This is a genomic window from Enteractinococcus helveticum, assembly GCF_001657475.1.
Taxonomy (GTDB): Bacteria; Actinomycetota; Actinomycetes; order Actinomycetales; family Micrococcaceae; genus Yaniella; species Yaniella helvetica.
Genome location: NZ_LXEY01000022.1, coordinates 23,501 through 41,954 on the forward strand (window position 1 = coordinate 23,501; position 18,454 = coordinate 41,954).

An 18,454-nucleotide genomic window follows, 5' to 3' on the forward strand; every position below is an offset into this window, starting at 1 on the left:
CAGCTCAACTCCCAAGTCAAGCCGTGCCTGTTTGTGTCGGACATATTGTTCTAATGCTTGACAAGGCGTAATCTTGGTGACACAAGTCATATAGTGACTTCTGCTCACATCGTCTGCTCTAAAGGGGTAGAAATGTCCTCTCAAGTAACTTCTGCGCCCACAAAAACCCAAGTGCGCGAAGATTTTGGTGGTCGTTGGATATTCATCTTGGCGGCCATGGGATCTGCAATCGGGCTGGGCAATATTTGGCGCTTCCCATACATCGCCTACGAAAACGGCGGCGGCGCGTTTATCATTCCGTACCTTGTCGCGCTGCTATCTGCCGGTATTCCACTGTTGTTTTTCGACTACTCACTGGGCCACCGGTTCAAAGGTTCCCCACCGCTGACCTTCCGTCGACTCAATAAGAGAACCGAGGCTGTTGGCTGGTGGCACGCAATGATCTGTGTGATCATCGGTATCTATTACGCAGCCATTCTGGCCTGGGCCACGATGTACATCTTTTTCTCCGCAACAGAAGCATGGGGAGATGATCCCAACGCATACTTCTTCGAAGAATACCTGCAAATGTCAGAAACGCCGGCACTCAACTTCGAACTCGTTCCGGGTGTATTCTGGCCGCTTCTGATTATCTGGGTGGCTACGCTACTCATCCTGGCCTTTGGCGTACGTCGAGGTATTGGATTAGCCTCGGCTATCGGGATCCCACTGCTTGTGTTGATGTTCCTCGTCCTAATCGTTATTGCGCTAACATTGCCGGGCTCGAGCTCAGGCCTCGACGCGCTCTTCACACCGAATTGGGAAGCCCTGCTCAACCCCAGTGTATGGATCGCGGCTTATGGCCAGATCTTCTTCTCGCTGTCCGTAGGTTTCGGTATCATGATCACGTACGCGTCCTATCTGAAACGACGCACCAACCTGACTTCTTCCGGCCTGGTGGTTGCCTTTTCAAACTCTGGCTTTGAGATCTTAGCCGGTATCGGCGTCTTTGCCACCCTGGGCTTCATGGCCCAAGCAGCCGGGCTAGAGATCGGTGAAGTCGTAACTTCCGGTATCGGGCTGGCGTTCGTGGCGTTTCCAGAAATTATCTCCCAAGCGCCACTCGGCCTGGGGCCAATCATCGGTATCTTGTTCTTCGGCTCATTGCTCATTGCCGGGTTTACGTCGATGATTTCAATTCTGGAAGTCACCTTCTCCGCCATCAAAGATAAGACCGGATGGTCTCGAAACACGGTGGTCTGGACCGTAGGAACTCTGCTCGCACTGGTTTCACTGTTTGGATTCGGCACAACGTCAGGGCTCGCCCTGCTGGATACTTTCGACTACTTCGTCAACAACTTTGGCATCGTAGCGGCAGCCTTCGTTGCGGTCGTCGTTGTCGCATGGTTGCTGCGCCGGCTCAACCGTGTCGTTGCGCACCTCAACAAGGTCTCATCCTTCCGACTCGGCACTGTCTACAAGATCCTGGTGGCCATCGTGCTGCCGGTAGTCCTTGGCTACATGCTCATCACCGAATTCCTCAACCAATCTACGGCTGAGGAACCCTACGGAGGCTACCCAGAGTGGTACGTCAATACGTTTGGTTGGGGCATGGCCATTGGAATCATAGTCATCGCCATCATCTTGAGCCTGATTCCATGGCCGAAAAACTCAGCGCTATACACCGAACAATCATCGAACGAGTACCCGCTTGATGACACCGATCCGCCACTGGGTAAACATGCTTCCACAACAGAACCAGAACAGGGAGTTACACCATGAGCCCCATCGCCATAGTCATGATGGTCATCGCCTGCGTCACCGTCTTCGGTGGGGTGGTCTTTGCGATGATTAACCTGCAACGTCACCCGGATGAAGTCTCTGGAGAATTCGCCGAAGCCGAAGAAGAAATCCTGGGTGGTAAAACCCTCTAGACCTGCACTCCTATAAAAAACGCTTCGGCCCACAACCGGTTTGGTTGTGGGCCGAAGCGTTGGTCGAGAAGCCTTGAGCGGTCAGCCACGCATCCCGTTGAGGATTTCTTCCATGACCGCCGGGTCGGCCAGGGTTGCCAGTGCTGTTGTATCAGCCTGAGTCTTGCCCTCGGCGGCGTCCTTGAGTAGACGGCGCATAATCTTGCCCGAGCGTGTTTTCGGCAGGTCACTGGTTATCAGGATTCTGCGAGGCTTAGCGATCGGACCGATATGCGAGGCGACGTGCTCACGCAGGTTCGCTTCGGCTTCATCGGGTGCGACACCGTCTGATTCCTCGGTCAGAATGACAAATGCATAGATTGCCTGACCGGTGGTTTCATCGGCAGCACCGACGACGGCGGCCTCAGCAACCAGTGGGTGTGCAACCAGCGCGGACTCGATCTCGGTGGTCGACAACCGGTGGCCGGAGACGTTCATAACGTCGTCGACACGACCCAACAACCAAATGTCGCCGTCTTCATCGAAGCGCGCGCCGTCGCCGGCAAAGTACATGCCGTCAAAGCGCGACCAGTAAGTGTCAACAAAGCGCTGGTTATCGCCCCAGATAGTACGGGCCATGGCCGGCCAAGGCTCACGAATGACCAAGAAACCCTGGGATGTGTCTTGCATGGTGTTGCCTTCTTCATCGACAACATCCACGGCTATACCGGGAACGGCTCGCTGGGCGGAGCCCGGCTTGAGCTGCTCGGCGGTGAGGGCAGGTAGCGGAGTTAAGATGTGGGCGCCGGTTTCAGTCTGCCACCAGGTATCAGCGATGGCCACCGGGTCGGTTTGGCGCGGCCCAGGCGTGACAGTGCCATCTTCGTGCACGGTGCCGGCACCATTATTCTGGCCGATCACCTCGCGGTACCAGTACCAGGCCTCCGGGTTGATCGCTTCGCCAACCGAGCCCAACAACCGCAACGACGACAGATCATAACGATCTGCAATATCTCTGCCCCACTTCATGGCCGCACGGATCGCAGTTGGTGCGGTGTAGAGAATAGTGACACCGTATTTTTCAACGATCTCCCACCAGCGGCCGCGATGCGGAGCATCCGGGGTGCCTTCATAAATCACCTGGGTGGCGCCATTCGACATTGGGCCGTACACGATATAGGAGTGTCCAGTCACCCAGCCGACATCGGCGGTGCACCAGAAGACATCGGTCTCAGGTTGCAGGTCAAAGGTGTCGCGTGCGGTGGCAGTGACCTGGGTCAGGTATCCGCCGGTGGTGTGCAGAATGCCCTTTGGTGTGCCGGTGGTACCGGAGGTGTAGAGGATGAACAACGGATGTTCGGCCTCATGCCACACAAGTTCATGAGTCGTTGGTTGTGCATCAACGACGTCGTGGAACCACCGGTCGCGGCCCTGGACCCAGTTGATGTCCTCACCATTGCGTTGCACCACGAGCACATGCTCAACGGTGTGACCGTTGTTGGCCAGCGCGTCGTCGACAATTGGCTTGAGCATATTCGGTTTGCCACGGCGGTACGAACCATCGGCGGTAATGACCACCTTGGCCTCAGCGTCATCGATGCGCGAGCGTAGCGCTTCGGCCGAGAAACCCCCGAAGACCACCGAATGCACCGCCCCGATGCGAGCACACGCCAAAATCGACACAACTGCCTCGACCAACATGGGCAGGTAGATGGCCACCCGGTCGCCCTTGGTCACGCCCAGCGCTTCCAGCGCGTTGGCAGTCTGGGAAACGCGATCGAGCAGTTCGGCATAGGTTACGGCCTGGGAATCACCCGGTTCCCCTTCGAAATACAGGGCGACTCGGTCCCCGTTGCCGGCAGCGACGTGACGATCCACCGCGTTGTAGCATGCATTGGTTGTCCCGTCGGCAAACCATCGTGCAAATGGGGGATTGGACCAGTCGAGGATTTCGGTAAACGGGGTATCCCAGTGCACTTCGGTGCGAGAACGGGACGCCCAGTAATCCAGGTGGTTCTTATCGGCTTGTGCATAGAGCTCTTGTGCTCGTTGTTGTGTGGCAATTTCGTGTGTGGTGACCATGAGGCTCCTTCGGTCGTGATCGTCGTCACATCTAGGGTTATGGTAGGAGTTTTGGTCAAGCCATTCAAATTCATCTTGCGCTGAACGTCATGGTTGTCACGATGAGCGGTCATTACGCTATTATCCGCACCGATTCGACGCCGACCTCGCTGCGCGGCCTAGGATAAGACACAACGATGCAAGGAAAGGACCACCGTGAGTAATGAGACGCCGCTGGCCAAAAAGCGCCGCGCCCGCAAGATCTTCCGCGTGCTCGGAGAGGTCTTCCCATATGCCCACGCGGAACTTGATTACACCAACGCTTTCGAGCTGTTGGTTGCTACGGTGCTGAGCGCTCAAACCACTGACATTCGCGTCAACGCCGTCACTCCCGCATTATTCGAACGTTTTCCCGATGCATACGCGATGGCCCAGGCATCCGAGGTCGAAGTACAAGAACTCATTCGGTCCACTGGATTCTATAAAAATAAAGCTCGCGCGCTGTTGGGACTGTCTCAGGCACTCATCGAAGACCATGACGGTGAAGTCCCCGGCACCTTGGACGAACTCGTCAAGCTGCCCGGCGTCGGACGAAAGACGGCTTTTGTCGTGTTAGGCAACGTATTCGGAGTCCCGGGTATTACCACCGATACCCACGTCATTCGGTTATCGAATCGCTTTGGTTGGACCGATTCCACCAATCCGAATGTCGTGGAACGCGATATCGCAGCGCTGTTTGAGCCCAAAGATTACACCGAAGTTTCCAATCGAGTCATTTTCCTTGGCCGCCGCGTGTGTCACGCCAAACGTCCCGCTTGTGGTGCCTGCCCGGTTGCCAAATGGTGCCCTTCGGCAGGTATCGGCGAAATTAACCCGCAGGCCGCCAAAGAACTGCTGGCCTATGAGCTCGCCCCCGGTCGCGAACACATTCACCAAGCCTTGGTCAACGGTGCCACTCGCGCCGAACTACGGGCCGACGGCTATATTTGGGAGATCTAACATGCAACTCGACGGCGCGCTCGCAGACCTACTCGCCCTGGTACACACCCACGGCACCGTGCACCCTGATATCGCCAATCGCGTCACCGTGTCTCCTGCAGCGACCCTGCCAGAGTACAACTCGACCTGGCCATTTCGCATCAGCGACCTCATCGACCCGCGACAGGCCTCCGTGCTGTTACTTTTCGGCTCAATGGATGACCGACCGGCCACCTTTCGGCGCACCATCGTGCCCCAAGAACTTGATGTATTGCTGACACAGCGTTCCATGGCATTACGAAACCATCCTGGACAAGTCTCCTTTCCCGGTGGCGGTCTAGAACCTCAAGACGACGACGAAATCGCCTGCGCAATACGAGAAACGCAAGAAGAAACCGGCGTCGACCCCAACGGCATCATTCCGTTGGGCAAACTTCCCGAACTACCACTGCCCATTTCCAATTTCCGAGTCACCCCCGTGGTTGGGTGGTGGCAACACCCCAACGAAATGGTCACCACCGAAGAAGCTACCAGGGTCTTCCGTGTCCCGGTGGGTGATCTGGTTGATCCAAAACTCCGCGTCACGGCGGTGGCCACCGACCGATCCGCTAAACAACGCTTTGGCACTCCAGCTTTCACCGTCGGCGGCACCCTGGTTTGGGGATTCACTGCGATGATCCTAGACCGAGTCCTGGAACTCCTCGGCTGGGCCGAGCCCTGGGATCCTCGGTACAAGATCGACATCACCGGATGGGACGCGACCAAACCCGTCCCGGCCGCTTACTTCGATCCCGACCACAGTGAAGTTGACCTTACCGGTCAAAAATAATTCGCTCCAGACACTGTCCACACCCCGGCAAGCACACCGCCTGTTTTCCACAGTTCGAATCGAACACCCACCGCTTTGCATGCAATGATTTGATGCTGGATGCATGGCAACCACGCAACGAAGATTTCTCCCAGGTAAGAAAGCCCCACCGGTTACTCTGATGCGGGTGCTGGTGGATACCAGCAGTGCCAGCGACGACGCCGCACGTTTTGTCTATGCGGTCATCGCTGCGCTGGGTATGGACATTGTTGAGCTCGCAGACGCCGACGATGCGCCCTATGCTGCCACCATCCAAGTCAGCGGCAGCACCATCGTCGCCGATAACAAGCAGTGGCACTATCCGGATCACGAAGCCACATTTGAGCACTGGCTGGTGACCACCTGTTTTCCGCGCTCTGTCGACCCTACGGTGTGGGCCCTCGTGCAGACCGGTTCTGAACGCTTCAAGATGTTGGCAGCTGCCATGGCGTACGCCTACCAAGACCAGGGTGCCGTCCTGATCGATGCCGATGCTACCGAAGCTCTATCGCGCAGCATTCTCGAGGCCACTGATGATGCCATCGATATTTTAACCTTCGATCTTGAGATGCCGTCGCCGCACATCTACATGCTCAATGCGCCAACCTGGGAGGGCGTGACGATGCTTTTGCAGGTTGACCGAGCCAACCCGTTGAACTCAGTGCTCTTGCCCGAGACGCTCCAGGCTGCAAAATACCACTTTGCCCACGCCGTCATCGATTGCGGAGCAGATCTGTTCCTGGCACAGCGGCTGGCTGCAGCCGGAAGCCGTGTCATTCATATCGACGACGGTGCCCGCCCGCTCTATGTCGACCTGACGCCGCATAAACGCATTAATTACTTCTCCCACGACATCCCACCGTATGGAACCCGCCGAGACTTTGAATTCATTATGCACAACACCCGACGCCGTGCCGGGATGCGGCGCTGGATGCAACGAGGTGATGCGACATGACACGCGGATGGGTACCCAAACCTCCACCAAAGACCGGCGGGCTGACTGCTGCCAAACAATGGCTGGCGGCCCGGCTCAAACCTGCAACCGACCGTACTCACCAACCGTCCCAGCCCGCTGCTGGGCTCGTGGCTCAGGCTGTTGCTAAGCACGTGTCAGTCGCCTCGACCAACCAAGCATCACGTTCGATGCAATACTTGCTCGATGATTTACTCGGACTGGGGCCGCTGGCCGAATTTGCTCGCGATGCGACCACAACCGACATCATCGTCGATGGTCATGGCAAGGTATGGACCGACACTGGCGCTGGGCTACACCGAACACAAACCGTGCTGGCCTCAGAAACGACGCGTGCACTGGCAGTCCGACTACTTGGACAGGGTGGCAAGCGATTGGACGAAGGCATGCCCTTTGGTGACGTTCAGATTGGCAACGCACGGGTCCACGCCGTTCTACCGCCGATCGCAACTGCCGGTCCACAACTGTCCATCCGGTTGCCATCTAGAACCCAACCCACCGTAGAAGCTCTGGCAGCAGAATGGCCAAGCGCCGAAAAGTGGCTCAACGTGCTCAATCACCTGATGCATCATCGCGCCAATATTCTCATCTCCGGGGCAACCGGATCCGGGAAAACGACCCTCCTTGCCGGACTATTAGCCACGGTCGATCCCGACCAACGCATACTCACCATCGAAGACACCCCTGAACTCGATATTCGACACCCACATGTCGTCGGGCTTGCCACCCGAGATCCAAACACGGAAGGCCAAGGCGGCATTGGTCTGCCCATTCTGATTCGACAAGCGCTGCGCATGCGCCCAGACCGCGTCATTGTCGGTGAATGCCGCGGAGCAGAAGTCGCCGAATTTCTCTCAGCTATGAACACCGGTCACCGCGGAGCCATCGGTACCGTCCACGCAAACTCTGCTGGCGATGTGCCTGCACGACTCAACGCCATGGCAGCTCTTGCCGGACTGGACCCAGTCACTGCCGCAGCACAAATTCGTTCGGCCATTGACGTGGTACTCCACTTACACCGAGATGAACATGGGCAACGCTATCCAGCCGAAGCGGCACTGCTATCCAAAGCCAGCCAAGACACTCATCTGCCGCTGGTGCCCGTACTACAGACTATTGGCCACCAGGTTATCGAAGGCCCAGGACTGGCATTATTGGACGGCTTGGCCCAACAGGAGGCAGCATGAATCCCTTCAAAGCCGTGGCAAATCTGGTGACGGCAAAACGCCGTGCCGCACAACAACATGCTGAATTCATCACCGTCATCCGCCAAGCGGCAGCCTTATTGTCTGCTGGCCGGCCCCTAAGCCATCTCTGGCCGGAAGTCGCCGACGCCCACAGTCCCTGCGCAACCTCACCCGCACCCGATACACGAAACCCCAAATGCTGCATGCACCACGTCTTAGCAACCCAACATACCGCCGCGCTACTGGGTGAACCCTACTTCACCCACATCACCGCGCCAAGTGAACCAGCAGGATGGCAGCAACTTTCCGCTACGCTCACGCTGGCTCAAGACACCGGCATGTCTTTGGCCACCATCCTGTACCGTCTCGCCGATGCTCTCGAAGCCGGTGAAGACGCACATCAGGCTCGCGAAGCAGCCTCAGCAGGACCGCGAGCAACCGCCAGTCTATTGGCCTGGCTTCCGGTTGCCGGCATCGGACTAGCCCACATGCTCGGAGCATCACTGGAAGAGCTGTTGACCACCCCTACCGGGTGGGTATTGCTGGTTTCTGGAGCCGGTTTAGCCGTGATCGGAAGACGCTGGAGCGCTCGCATGATTCGAACGGCTCAAGAGCCATGAAAAATTTCCACAGCACCACAGATCCAGCACTGGTCCTTGATGTCATGTCGCAGCTCTTTGCGGCAGGCAGCTCTCTACCTGCGGCATTGGCCGCTACCGGACGACACTTGCCAGGATGCTCACCGTTGACTGACGTCGCGCAGAAACTCTTAGTGGGACTCGATTGGGACACCGCATGGCAGGACACCGTAGAAGACCCACAACTGACTGTCCTTGCTCGTGAACTGCGCTTTGTGCACTCTTCGGCAGTTCCCTCCGCACACATGCTGACTACAGCAGCCACCGCGCTGCGGGCTAACCGCAAACGTCTGGCAGAACAACTTGCTCAAGAACTGGCCATCCGCCTTGTACTGCCCACCGGCATCTGCCTGCTGCCCAGTTTTATTTTGCTAGGCATCATTCCAATGGTGCTGTCGCTGCTGCCAGGATGACCACCCAGGCTCATAACTAAATATGGCAACCAATACCACCCACCACCCAAAGGAGAACATCATGGAACACAACCAACCATTTGAACTCGATTTCACCGATGACACCGGGGCTAGTACCGCCGAGTACTCAATCGTGACACTCGCCGCTGTAGCCTTCGCTGGATTGCTAGCAGCAGTCTTGTCGTCGGGTGCCGTGCAGGGGCTACTAGAGGGCCTGATTGAACGAGCCCTGAGCTTCTAACCCACCAGCTGTGGCCGGGGCCCTGCCCCGGCCACTCCAAGGGAGTCCCCATGACCACAGCCAAGAAATCGACCGCAGGCTCCGTGACCGCAGAGTTTGCCGTGATCCTGCCCGTCGTCGTGCTCGTTGTTGCGATGCTCATCAATATCATTGCGGTCGGGATGCAGCAATCCAAGCTGCACCAAGCCGCGGCCGTGGCTGCTCGGCAACTGGCACGCGGCGAGTCCATCGCGACCATCACAACCTCGGTGACGAATATGACAACGGCTTCGACCCAGTTATCGACTTCAACATCGGGTCCGTGGGCCAGTGTTGAACTCACCAGTCCGGTCCCCGGACCGCTGGGATTGTTTCCGGCATTTGAAATCAGCGCCCAAGCGAAAGCACCAAATCAATGGACCGCATCACCTTAGCCCGTCACCGGTGTGCCGATGATACCGGAGCGTCCACAGCCATGATGCTCACTATCTTCGCAGCACTGATGGTGTTGTTTGCCGCAACGTTGACGCTCATTCAAGTCCAGATTGCCGCCTCACGGGCCGCCGTGGCTGCAGATTTAGCAGCGCTGTCAGCAGCAGATGCCGCTCGAGGGCTCATGGTAGGGGAGCCGTGCGCGATCGCAGAAAGTACGGTCGCAGCCCACGGAGCCACGATGGATTCCTGCGACATTAGTGCCCCGGGCGTTGCACATATTCAGGTCAGTGTCGCTAGTCCGATTGGCTTGGATGCTACGGCTGAGTCTCGGGCGGGACCGAAACAGCCCTAGTTAATGCTTCGGCCACGTAATTCAAGACGACGACGGCTCCGGCTTTATCTAACGGCGAGTTCCGGTTGCCACACTTGGGGGATTGCACACAGGAAGGACACCCATCGGTGCAGGCGCAGTTTTCGATGGCATGCATGGTCGCGGTAATCCAGGTGCTGGCCTGGCTGAAACCACGAGTGGCAAACCCAACCCCACCGGGGTGTCCATCGTAGACAAAGACGGTTGGGGCTTCGGTATCGGGGTGGAGAACTAATGAAACGCCGCCGATGTCCCACCGATCATTGGAAGCCACCAGGGGCATCATGCCAATCATCGCGTGCTCGGCCGCGTGCAGTGCACCGGGTAGCCGATCGGTCGTGAGCCCAGCGGTGATGAATTGCTGTGAGGGCGCCGTAAACCACACACCCTGGGTATAGAGCTCCCGGGCGGCCAACTCCAATGGCTGCTCGTCGATCACTTTGCCGCTGGATACTTCCTTGCGCTGATAGGACACTACTTGATTCGTTACTTTGACCGGCCCGTGCACCCACGCCAGCTTGTCGGGCTCAGAATATATCCGGGCATCTTCGCCCAAAATTTCGACATCCGTGACATCACGAGCCTGCGTGTAGTATTCAGGCTCAGCGCGCAGCACGACCACGGTCGAATGGTCTTCGTCTAAATCCTCAACAACCCAGGTGCGACCCTGATGCACATAGACCGCGCCCGGATGTGTTTGCGAATGCGCTTGCTCTGCACCGATTGACCCCAAAATCGCGCCCGTCTCGCCGTCGATGATCTGCATCGGCCCGCCGCCGGCATCGCGCAGACTGATCATACCGGCAGCGTGCTGTTCATGAGTCCAGTACCAACCTGCAGGACGACGCCGTAGATACCCTGTTGACGTGAGCTCTTCCACGATGTCACGCACATGATCGGCATCTCCAAAAACCCCCAGGTCACTGGGTTGCAGGGGCAATTCAGCGGCGGCTGCGCAGAGGTGGGCCGACAGAATATGAGGATTTTGTGGGTCGATCACGTTATCTTCGACCGCCAGATCAAAGACCGCCTGCGGATGATGCACCAGATAGGTATCCATTGGATCATCACCGGCAACATAGAGGGCTATCGATCGCTGACCAGCCCGCCCTGCGCGACCCAATTGCTGAAAAAACGACGCCCTTGTGCCCGGCCAACCCGCGACGACCACCCCGTCCAACCCGGCGATATCGATCCCAAGCTCCAGTGCCGGTGTTGTCGACACGGCGAGAAGTTTGCCATTATTTAGCTGATCTTCAACTTCACGACGTTCCTCCGGTAAGAGCCCAGCCCGATAGGCTGCGGCTCGTCCGACTAAGGACGGGTCGACTTCCGCCAGTTGGCGCTTGACGATTTGGGCCATGGCTTCCGCCCCGCGCCGGGATCGAATAAACGCCACCGAGCGGATCGAATTGACCGCCAGATCTGTCAGCATATCGGCCCCAGTAGCCATCAGCGAACGACGCAGCGGGGCGTTATGTTCTCCAGTGGCCCCGGAAAATTCCGATTCCCAGAACCCTACGACGACTTCGCCATGGCCCGAAGTGTCTTCTTCCACGCTGCGAGCGGGCGCACCGATCAACGCTGAAAAACTCTCTGCCGGGGCCGAGGATGTCGCCGATGCCCCGAAGAAGATCAGTTCCGTGTTGCCTAAGTGAGCACAGATGCGGCGCAATCGCGTCAGCACGACCGCCACATGGGAGCCAAATACCCCGCGGTAGGTGTGTGCCTCATCGACAATCACGTATTTTAGGTGCCGAAAGAACTTTGACCAGGCCGAATGGTTCGGCAAAATGCCCACGTGCAACATGTCGGGATTTGTGACCAGCACATTGGCGTGCTCACGGGCCCACGCCCGAGACTGCGGATCCGTGTCGCCGTCGTAGGGGGCAGGCCTCAACCAGTTGACCCCGTGATCCGCCAGGTACTGCCAGGAGGCTAACTGGTCAGCGCTCAAAGCTTTGGTCGGTGCCAGATACAGGGCCGTTGAGATGCCATCGGCCAGGGTGGTTGCCACGGGCATGTGGTAGGCCAAGGACTTGCCAGACGCCGTGCCGGTTGCCAACACGACGTGCTCACCGGCTAGCGCCAACTGGGCTGCGGCAACCTGATGAGCAAAGGGTTGCTCCACGCCGGTTGAGCCCACCGCATCACGGAATTGGGCGGGCAGCGACTCCGGCCATACAGAAAACCTGGCGGTGCGTTCTGGCAACACTCGGGTGTGGACCAATTGGTCCGGCACCCGCGAATAGCCTAGAAGCTCCGCCAGGTAGGCTGCAGCGTCGTCGTGGCTGATACTTACACTTCGAAAGTTTGCGTTGCCCACTGATCTTCGGGGTTGACATCAGGATGGCCAAGGACGACGACGTCGCCGATTGCCGTCCAACCCAGGTAGGTGTACAGTGCTTGGCCTTCGAGCCCGGCAATCAATAGTCCGGTCTCGACGTCGTGTTCCAGTGCCAACGAGCTCAAGTAGCGCATAGTCAGTGAACCAAGACCCTGACGGCGGAAATCCGGGGCCGTCCAAATCTGATCGAAGACCGCATAAGTGCCATCAACAACCGCCACACGACCGCGGGCGGCCAGCTTATCTGGGCCGATATCGGCTTCATCCGTGGTTCTAAAGGCCACCAGGTACCAGCCGTCATTGCGGGTAACTTCGGCGGTGAACTGCTCGGGAATGATCGGCTCTTCGACGTCCTGCTGGGTCATATCGGTGACCATCACCAGTTCATCAACACCGATAGGACGCAACCCGGTCTTTTCTGCAAAGTGTTTCGCGGTGGATCCCGCAGGCTGTGGCTCATCAGCCAGATCCGCCGCAACAATCAACTGGCGGCTGGGGTATTTGAGGATTTCTTCTGCAACAGCCTTCAGGAGATGATCGGAAGCATTCGTGACAACGTATTCCCAAAGGTCTTCACCGGCTTGAGCCGACTCTGGCGTGCGCAGGGCAGCATGGATATTCCCCTGAGTGGTCAGGTGATAGTTTCGAATGCGAGCACGTCCGGTCAGCCACGCCGTGGCAAGTTCGTCTGTCAGTGAAGTAGTGATAGCCATGACCCTAGAATAGCTTTAGTCACGCTCTAAGCCCAGCCACGGGTCATGACATTGCGCAAGCGTCACCAACTTGTAACCCTTAAGAAAGCCCAAATCACAGCCTGACCGCTCAAAAAATTGCAACAGAAATGTCAATCATGAACCCTCAATCAAAAATCGCACTGTACTACCACTTCGCACCTATTAACGATCCACAGGCCGTTGTACTGTGGCAAAGAGAGCTCTGCAAACGGCTGGGGTTGACCGGCCGGATCATCATCTCCGAACACGGCATTAACGGTACGGTTGGCGGGCCGATTCGGGCGGTTAAAGAGTACATAAAAAACACTCGCGGCTACGAAGGGTTTAACGATCTTGAGGTGAAATGGTCCGAGGGTGGAGCCGAAGACTTTCCACGCCTGAGCGTCAAGGTCAAACCCGAATTAGTAGCCTTTGACCGTCCCGAGGAAATCACGGTTGCCCCGGGCAACACAGTGCTTGGTACTGCCACGCATCTGACCCCGCAAGAAGTCAATGAACTGGTCGCGGCCAAAGAGGCCGAAGGCCGTCCGGTCACCTTCTTTGACGGGCGCAATAAATTCGAAGCCGAAATCGGCAAGTTCAAGGACGCCGTCGTCCCGGATGTCACGACCACGCGTGACTTCATCGCCGAATTAGAATCCGGTAAATACGATCACCTCAGAGACCAGCCGGTCATTACCTATTGCACCGGCGGCATCCGCTGCGAAGTGTTGACCGTGCTGATGGCCAACCGAGGTTTCCAAGAGCTGTACCAAATTGACGGCGGCATTGTCCGTTATGGAGAAGCCTTCGGCGACGACGGACTCTGGGAAGGCTCACTGTATGTATTCGATGACCGGATGACACTGAACTTCTCGGATACTCCCAAAGTCATCGGCTCATGTCAGTTGTGTAACACCCCGACCGCCCAGTTACGAAACTGCACCGATCCAGGCTGTAAAACTCTGGCAGTGATCTGCGATGACTGCCACGAATCACACACCGATCGCGTGTGCGAAACCTGTGCAACCAAGGTGACGGTGAACCAGTAATGCACCCTGCACCGGTTGCCAATGTTGCCGCCATTGCGGCCCTGGCCCAAGATCTGACCTCGGCCGGATACTCCACAGCCAACGTTGCCCAACTGCTAGGGCACACCGCGGCTGCCGCCTTGGATCGCGAACAGGTCATTCCCGCACGCCAAGCACTGGTCGAACCGCTGGCGCAGGGTAATCGCCTGGCCGGGTTGATCAGTTGTTTCATGCTGGCCGATCCCATCAGTACACCGCAGGCCGAGCAGCTATTTGCCACACTAGGTCTCGACGGGGCGCTGGCCTTAAATATTGTGCGGTTTACCAGTGACGACGACGTCGTTGCCACCGTGGATCTGTCGGCTTATGCCACCGATCATCCCGGGAACATGTGGGTGGCCTCAGATCAAACCGCGCTGCAACTGGGCCACCCGTTGCCTGCCGAACACATTTTGGGTGTCGGCAAAGCGTCGATGACCCTGGCTGAAATCACACCGCGCCACGAAGTCAATACAGCACTTGATGTCGGCACCGGATGTGGGATCCAGGCCCTGCACCTGCTGACCCACGCCCGGCACGTGACCATCACCGACATCTCCCAGCGCGCCCTAGATTTTGCCGTCTTTAACATCCTGCTCAACGCCGCGGTGCTCGACGTCGACCCGCATGATCTCCACGACCGGGTCACCGTGGTGGCAGGCAACATGTTGGAACCGGTTGCCGGCCAGTACTTTGAACTGGTTGTTACCAATCCGCCGTTTGTGATCGCACCGGTGTCATCGACCACCACCCACACGTACCGCGAAACCGGACACACCGGTGACCGGTTGGTCAAAGAACTCATTGCATCCATTGACACCGTGCTGGCCGATGGCGGTCAGGCCGTGATGCTGGCCAACTGGGAAATGTTCGGCGAGGGTGACTGGCATGCCCGCCTGGCTACCTGGCCGTCCGAGGCCATGGACATTTGGGCGATCCAACGCTCCAGCTCGGATCCGGCACAGTATGCCGAGATCTGGTTGCGCGACTCTTCGGAAAACCTTGACCCGCAGGCTTATGCGCAGTCCTATGCCGCATATCTGGCCGATTTCACCGCACGCGGCGTCACCCAAATTGGCTTTGGCTGGGTGTGGTTACGAAAACGCGCCAACACTCCACCATTACACCGGTTTGAATATCTCACGGCAACGGTTCATCAACCCGTGGCACGCGCCTGGTCCACATCGGTGACCCGTCACGACGCCGTGCAGACCGAAACACCCCGCTGGACGCTGGCGGACACACACCTGGTGGTTCCAGATTGGGTAACCTATGAGCAATATCAGCGTTTCGGGGCCGATCACCCCGAGGTTCTGATGGCCAAATCTGGGGCAGGTTTCGGCCGACACATCCGACTCGACACCGCAACTGCTGCCGTGTTGGGCGCGTGCGACGGCGAACTGACGGCCGGCCAACTGACCGCAGCTGTGGCAGGATTACTGGAACTAGACGACACCCAAACGGCTGCGCTGCAAGACGAAATCACCGCGTTATACGTTGACGGATTTCTGGAAGTATTCGAGCATGGCAGCCCAACGGGTTAGATTAGTGTTGAAGAAGCTGTAGTGAAAAGGAGCCACGTGAGCGCAAAAAGTTCTGCAACGACCAATGGTGATACCACCAAATTGGTTATCGTGGAATCCCCGGCCAAAAGCCGATCCATCGCCAAATTTCTTGGTGAGGGCTGGATTGTTGATTCCTCTGTAGGTCACATTCGCGACCTGCCTCGCCCATCTGATCTGCCCACCGACATGAAAAAGGGCCCCTACGGCAAATTCGCAGTAGACACCGAAGACGGCTTCGAACCCTATTATGTGGTTGCAGACGATAAGAAAAAGAAGGTCGCAGAACTTCGCAAAGCGCTCAAGACCGCCGACGAACTCTACCTGGCAACAGATGCTGACCGGGAAGGCGAGGCGATTGCCTGGCACCTGCTTGAGGTGCTGAAACCTAAAGTCCCGGTCTACCGCATGGCGTTTACTGAAATCACCGAAGAGGGCATCCAGCGCGCCCTGGAGAATATCCGCGAACTCGACACCGATCTGGTGGATGCCCAGGAAACCCGCCGCATCCTCGACCGGCTCTACGGTTATGAAATCTCCCCGGTGCTGTGGCGCAAAGTCGGCCCCGGCTTATCGGCTGGTCGTGTCCAGTCCGTGGCCACCCGCCTGGTTGTGGAACGCGAACGCGAACGCATGGCCTTTGTCCCGGCGTCTTACTGGGACCTGACCGCAGATTTTGTGACCGACGCCGAAGAATCGTTCAACGCTAAGCTTTCGGCCGTCGATGACGTTCGCGTGGCCACCGGTCGGGATTTTGACGACGAAGGACAGTTGAAATCCAAGGCCGAAGTTGTTCACCTGGATCAGAGTTCCGCCCAGTCGCTGGCCACTGGGCTGGCCGACACCGAATTTGCGATCACCTCGCTTGAGGACAAGCCATATCGTCGTCGTCCGGCAGCACCGTTTACCACCTCGACCCTGCAGCAGGAAGCTTCGCGTCGTCTACGGTTCACTTCGCGGGTGACCATGCAGGTGGCCCAGCGGCTGTATGAAAACGGGTATATTACGTACATGCGTACCGACTCGGTCGTCTTGTCGTCCCAGGCGATTTCGGCGGCCCGGAAGCAGGCCACCGAACTCTATGGCGGCGACATGGTGCCGGATACACCGCGCTACTACGCCTCCAAGAATGCTTCCGCGCAGGAAGCTCACGAAGCGATCCGCCCGTCCGGTGACTACTTCCGGACGCCGTCAAAAGTCAAAAACTCGCTGACCGCCGACGAGTACCGGCTCTATGAGCTGATTTGGAAACGCACCGTGGCCTCGCAGATGATTGACGCCACCGGGTACACCGCCACCGTGAAAATTGCGGGCACCTCGGCCGAAACCACCCCGCGGGTTGCCGAGTTCTCGGCCTCGGGTACCGTCATTACCGTGCCCGGGTTCATGAAGGCCTATGAGTCGGATCAGAAATCCGTGCCGGGTGAAAAACAAGAGCGCGACGACGCCCGCCTGCCCGATATGGGTGAAGGCCAGATCCTGGAGGCCCGTGATCTTGAAGCCGAAGGCCACGAAACCACGCCACCGGCTCGCTACACCGAAGCGTCATTGGTCGCCGAATTAGAAAAACGCGAAATCGGGCGCCCATCAACATATGCACCGACCATCTCCACGATCCTGGACCGCGGCTACGTGCGTAAACGCGGCTCGGCACTGGTACCGTCCTGGATTGCGTTTTCGGTGATCCGGTTGCTGGAAGAACATTTCGCCCGCTACGTGGACTACGAATTCACCGCCCGCATGGAAGATGACCTCGACCAGATTGCCGCCGGCCAGATGGATCGGCGCGACTGGTTGGAAGGCTTCTACTTTGGCCAGGCTGAATCGGCTCAGGGCCTGAAACACACCGTGGAAAACCTGGGCGATATTGACGCTCGGGCCATCAACTCGATTCCGGTTGCCGAGGGCATCACCCTGCGGGTAGGACGCTACGGGCCGTACCTGGAACAGGCCCTAGGCGCTGAAGCGCAAGAGGGCGATGACCCCAAGCGCGCCAATGTGCCCGAAGAAATGGCACCGGATGAGCTCACGGCAGCCCTCGCCGTCGAAATGATTGAAACCGCCGGGCCATCTGAACGCCTCCTGGGCACTGATCCGGAAACCGGCTATGAAATCGTTGCCAAAGATGGCCGCTATGGACCCTACGTCACTCAAAACGTTCGGGACTTCACCGAAGAAGAAATCCAGGCATATAAAGACGCCCAACCCGATGAGTATTACAAAAACGGGCGGAAGAAACCCAAAAAGGCCCCGAAGAAGCCCAAACCCAAAACTGGGTCCCTACTCAAGGGCATGGAGATTGCAACCATGACCTTGGACGACGCGCTGAAGATCCTGTCGTTACCGCGGAGTCTGGGGGTGGCCGCCGACGGCGAAGAAATCACCGCACAAAACGGCCGCTTCGGTCCGTATTTGCGCAAGGGTTCGGATTCGCGATCACTGGAATCCGAAGAGCAGCTATTTACCATCACGCTTGAACAAGCCGAAGAAATCTACTCGCAACCAAAACAGCGCCGTGGCCGGGGCCAGGCCAAACCGCCGATTGCCGAATTTGGCAATGACCCGTCGTCTGGCAAGAAAGTCGTGATCAAAGAAGGCCGATTTGGCCCCTATATCACCGACGGCACCACCAACGTGACCGTGCCACGCGGTACCGCCCCAGAGCAGATCACCGAGGGCCAGGCCTTCGAACTGCTCGCCGAAAAACGGGCTAAAGGCCCCGTTAAACGAGCGAAGAAGAAGTAGCAC

At 57.8% G+C, this 18,454-nt stretch carries 17 protein-coding genes; 14 read left to right on the forward strand and 3 right to left on the reverse strand.

Annotated elements, in window-relative coordinates; genetic code table 11:
- The first annotated feature begins 132 nt into the window (after nucleotides 1-132).
- Nucleotides 133-1,761 (forward strand): sodium-dependent transporter, encoded by a 1,629-nt coding sequence (locus A6F49_RS12050; protein ID WP_067605798.1) that lies wholly within the window; start codon nucleotides 133-135, stop codon nucleotides 1,759-1,761.
- Entirely contained in the window at nucleotides 1,758-1,913 is a 156-nt protein-coding gene (locus A6F49_RS17385) for a methionine/alanine import family NSS transporter small subunit (RefSeq protein ID WP_082911765.1), read from the forward strand. Before A6F49_RS12050 ends, A6F49_RS17385 begins: the two co-directional genes overlap by 4 nt.
- A gap of 81 nt (nucleotides 1,914-1,994) precedes the next feature.
- Here A6F49_RS17385 and A6F49_RS12055 read toward each other — a convergent pair whose 3' ends face one another.
- Nucleotides 1,995-3,974, reverse strand: a complete 1,980-nt coding sequence (locus A6F49_RS12055) for an acetate--CoA ligase (protein WP_043058869.1) — start codon at nucleotides 3,972-3,974, stop codon at nucleotides 1,995-1,997.
- 195 nt (nucleotides 3,975-4,169) lie between these two features.
- Here A6F49_RS12055 and nth point away from each other — a divergent pair, with 195 nt between their 5' ends.
- The 9 genes from nth to A6F49_RS12100 all read left to right on the forward strand — a co-directional run bounded on the left by nth (nucleotide 4,170) and on the right by A6F49_RS12100 (nucleotide 9,996).
- Nucleotides 4,170-4,952, forward strand: coding sequence for an endonuclease III (nth, locus tag A6F49_RS12060; RefSeq protein ID WP_043058868.1), 783 nt, complete (start codon nucleotides 4,170-4,172; stop codon nucleotides 4,950-4,952).
- 1 nt (nucleotide 4,953) lies between these two features.
- The gene (locus tag A6F49_RS12065) at nucleotides 4,954-5,760 is read left to right on the forward strand and encodes an NUDIX hydrolase (RefSeq protein ID WP_052505027.1); all 807 of its coding nucleotides are present in this window, start codon (nucleotides 4,954-4,956) and stop codon (nucleotides 5,758-5,760) included.
- Between the two features lie 103 nt (nucleotides 5,761-5,863).
- Complete coding sequence (locus A6F49_RS12070) at nucleotides 5,864-6,733, forward strand: hypothetical protein (RefSeq protein ID WP_150119486.1); 870 nt, start codon at nucleotides 5,864-5,866, stop codon at nucleotides 6,731-6,733.
- Nucleotides 6,730-7,938: a TadA family conjugal transfer-associated ATPase gene (locus A6F49_RS12075; protein ID WP_082911766.1), complete on the forward strand. Its 1,209-nt coding sequence runs from the start codon at nucleotides 6,730-6,732 to the stop codon at nucleotides 7,936-7,938. Before A6F49_RS12070 ends, A6F49_RS12075 begins: the two co-directional genes overlap by 4 nt.
- A complete protein-coding gene (locus A6F49_RS12080) occupies nucleotides 7,935-8,558 on the forward strand; it encodes a type II secretion system F family protein (protein WP_052505026.1) in 624 nt (207 codons plus the stop codon). The genes A6F49_RS12075 and A6F49_RS12080 overlap by 4 nt, the downstream gene beginning before the upstream one ends.
- Nucleotides 8,555-8,989: a type II secretion system F family protein gene (locus tag A6F49_RS12085; RefSeq protein WP_052505025.1), complete on the forward strand. Its 435-nt coding sequence runs from the start codon at nucleotides 8,555-8,557 to the stop codon at nucleotides 8,987-8,989. The genes A6F49_RS12080 and A6F49_RS12085 overlap by 4 nt, the downstream gene beginning before the upstream one ends.
- Before the next feature lie 61 nt (nucleotides 8,990-9,050).
- On the forward strand, nucleotides 9,051-9,230 hold the full coding sequence (locus tag A6F49_RS12090) for a DUF4244 domain-containing protein (RefSeq protein WP_043058979.1): 180 nt from the start codon (nucleotides 9,051-9,053) through the stop codon (nucleotides 9,228-9,230).
- A 50-nt stretch (nucleotides 9,231-9,280) separates the two neighbouring features.
- Nucleotides 9,281-9,643, forward strand: a complete 363-nt coding sequence (locus tag A6F49_RS12095) for a TadE family type IV pilus minor pilin (protein WP_043058866.1) — start codon at nucleotides 9,281-9,283, stop codon at nucleotides 9,641-9,643.
- Nucleotides 9,625-9,996 (forward strand): Rv3654c family TadE-like protein, encoded by a 372-nt coding sequence (locus A6F49_RS12100; RefSeq protein ID WP_043058865.1) that lies wholly within the window; start codon nucleotides 9,625-9,627, stop codon nucleotides 9,994-9,996. Before A6F49_RS12095 ends, A6F49_RS12100 begins: the two co-directional genes overlap by 19 nt.
- Here the strand turns inward: A6F49_RS12100 and A6F49_RS12105 are convergent.
- Nucleotides 9,959-12,340, reverse strand: coding sequence for a DEAD/DEAH box helicase (locus A6F49_RS12105; RefSeq protein WP_082911768.1), 2,382 nt, complete (start codon nucleotides 12,338-12,340; stop codon nucleotides 9,959-9,961). The two genes, A6F49_RS12100 and A6F49_RS12105, sit on opposite strands and share 38 nt — an antisense overlap.
- Entirely contained in the window at nucleotides 12,313-13,074 is a 762-nt protein-coding gene (locus tag A6F49_RS12110) for a GNAT family N-acetyltransferase (protein ID WP_052505024.1), read from the reverse strand. The genes A6F49_RS12105 and A6F49_RS12110 overlap by 28 nt, the downstream gene beginning before the upstream one ends.
- Before the next feature lie 137 nt (nucleotides 13,075-13,211).
- Here A6F49_RS12110 and trhO point away from each other — a divergent pair, with 137 nt between their 5' ends.
- From trhO to topA, 3 genes are read left to right on the forward strand one after another with little or no spacing between them, the layout of a single operon-like run.
- Nucleotides 13,212-14,126 (forward strand): oxygen-dependent tRNA uridine(34) hydroxylase TrhO, encoded by a 915-nt coding sequence (gene trhO / locus A6F49_RS12115; protein ID WP_043058864.1) that lies wholly within the window; start codon nucleotides 13,212-13,214, stop codon nucleotides 14,124-14,126.
- Nucleotides 14,126-15,688 carry a DUF7059 domain-containing protein gene (locus A6F49_RS12120; protein WP_043058863.1) on the forward strand — a complete coding sequence of 521 codons (1,563 nt, stop codon included), beginning with the start codon at nucleotides 14,126-14,128 and terminating at the stop codon, nucleotides 15,686-15,688. Before trhO ends, A6F49_RS12120 begins: the two co-directional genes overlap by 1 nt.
- 36 nt (nucleotides 15,689-15,724) lie before the next feature.
- Complete coding sequence (topA, locus tag A6F49_RS12125; RefSeq protein ID WP_043058862.1) at nucleotides 15,725-18,451, forward strand: type I DNA topoisomerase; 2,727 nt, start codon at nucleotides 15,725-15,727, stop codon at nucleotides 18,449-18,451.
- Nucleotides 18,452-18,454: the final 3 nt, after the last annotated feature.

What these genes read in the sequence shown, in the direction of transcription:
- A6F49_RS12050 (WP_067605798.1), top strand. Translation starts at nt 133, where the DNA reads ATGTCCTCTCAAGTAACTTCTGCGCCCACAAAAACCCAAGTGCGCGAA.
- A6F49_RS17385 (WP_082911765.1), top strand. Translation starts at nt 1,758, where the DNA reads ATGAGCCCCATCGCCATAGTCATGATGGTCATCGCCTGCGTCACCGTC.
- A6F49_RS12055 (WP_043058869.1), bottom strand. Translation starts at nt 3,974, where the DNA reads ATGGTCACCACACACGAAATTGCCACACAACAACGAGCACAAGAGCTC.
- A6F49_RS12065 (WP_052505027.1), top strand. Translation starts at nt 4,954, where the DNA reads ATGCAACTCGACGGCGCGCTCGCAGACCTACTCGCCCTGGTACACACC.
- A6F49_RS12070 (WP_150119486.1), top strand. Translation starts at nt 5,864, where the DNA reads ATGGCAACCACGCAACGAAGATTTCTCCCAGGTAAGAAAGCCCCACCG.
- A6F49_RS12075 (WP_082911766.1), top strand. Translation starts at nt 6,730, where the DNA reads ATGACACGCGGATGGGTACCCAAACCTCCACCAAAGACCGGCGGGCTG.
- A6F49_RS12080 (WP_052505026.1), top strand. Translation starts at nt 7,935, where the DNA reads ATGAATCCCTTCAAAGCCGTGGCAAATCTGGTGACGGCAAAACGCCGT.
- A6F49_RS12085 (WP_052505025.1), top strand. Translation starts at nt 8,555, where the DNA reads ATGAAAAATTTCCACAGCACCACAGATCCAGCACTGGTCCTTGATGTC.
- A6F49_RS12090 (WP_043058979.1), top strand. Translation starts at nt 9,051, where the DNA reads ATGGAACACAACCAACCATTTGAACTCGATTTCACCGATGACACCGGG.
- A6F49_RS12095 (WP_043058866.1), top strand. Translation starts at nt 9,281, where the DNA reads ATGACCACAGCCAAGAAATCGACCGCAGGCTCCGTGACCGCAGAGTTT.
- A6F49_RS12100 (WP_043058865.1), top strand. Translation starts at nt 9,625, where the DNA reads ATGGACCGCATCACCTTAGCCCGTCACCGGTGTGCCGATGATACCGGA.
- A6F49_RS12110 (WP_052505024.1), bottom strand. Translation starts at nt 13,074, where the DNA reads ATGGCTATCACTACTTCACTGACAGACGAACTTGCCACGGCGTGGCTG.
- trhO (WP_043058864.1), top strand. Translation starts at nt 13,212, where the DNA reads ATGAACCCTCAATCAAAAATCGCACTGTACTACCACTTCGCACCTATT.
- A6F49_RS12120 (WP_043058863.1), top strand. Translation starts at nt 14,126, where the DNA reads ATGCACCCTGCACCGGTTGCCAATGTTGCCGCCATTGCGGCCCTGGCC.